This is a genomic window from Deinococcus malanensis, from assembly GCF_014647655.1.
Taxonomy (GTDB): domain Bacteria; phylum Deinococcota; class Deinococci; order Deinococcales; family Deinococcaceae; genus Deinococcus; species Deinococcus malanensis.
In genome coordinates this window covers 1-584 of the sequence record NZ_BMPP01000006.1, presented here as the reverse complement: position 1 = coordinate 584, position 584 = coordinate 1, and the positions used below count along the sequence as shown (strand labels likewise).

Sequence of the window (584 nt, the reverse complement as noted above, 5' to 3'; positions counted from 1 at the left end):
GAGCGCACGAAGCCCCACGTGAACGTGGGGACGATTGGACACGTCGACCACGGGAAGACCACGCTGACGGCCGCGATCACCTTCACGGCGGCGGCGATGGACCCGACCATCGAGACGCTGGCCTACGACCAGATCGACAAGGCCCCCGAAGAGAAGGCCCGCGGCATCACGATCAACACCAGCCACGTGGAATACAACACGCCCAGCCGCCACTACAGCCACGTGGACTGCCCCGGCCACGCCGACTACGTCAAGAACATGATCACGGGCGCCGCCCAGATGGACGGCGCGATCCTGGTGGTCTCCAGCGCTGACGGCCCCATGCCCCAGACCCGCGAGCACATCCTGCTGGCGCGTCAGGTCGGCGTGCCGTACATCGTGGTGTTCATGAATAAGGTCGACATGGTCGACGACGAAGAACTGCTCGAGCTGGTCGAGATGGAAGTGCGCGAACTGCTGAGCAAGTACGAGTTCCCCGGTGATGACCTGCCGGTGATCAAGGGCAGCGCACTGCAGGCCCTCGAAGCGCTGCAGGGCAACCCCAAGACCGCCCGCGGCGAGAACAAGTGGGTCGACAACATCTG

At 64.6% G+C, this 584-nt stretch carries 1 protein-coding gene; it reads left to right on the top strand.

What is annotated here, in order from left to right; genetic code table 11:
- A partial coding sequence (locus IEY49_RS08235; protein ID WP_189007258.1) for a GTP-binding protein occupies nucleotides 1-584 on the top strand: 584 nt, incomplete at both ends.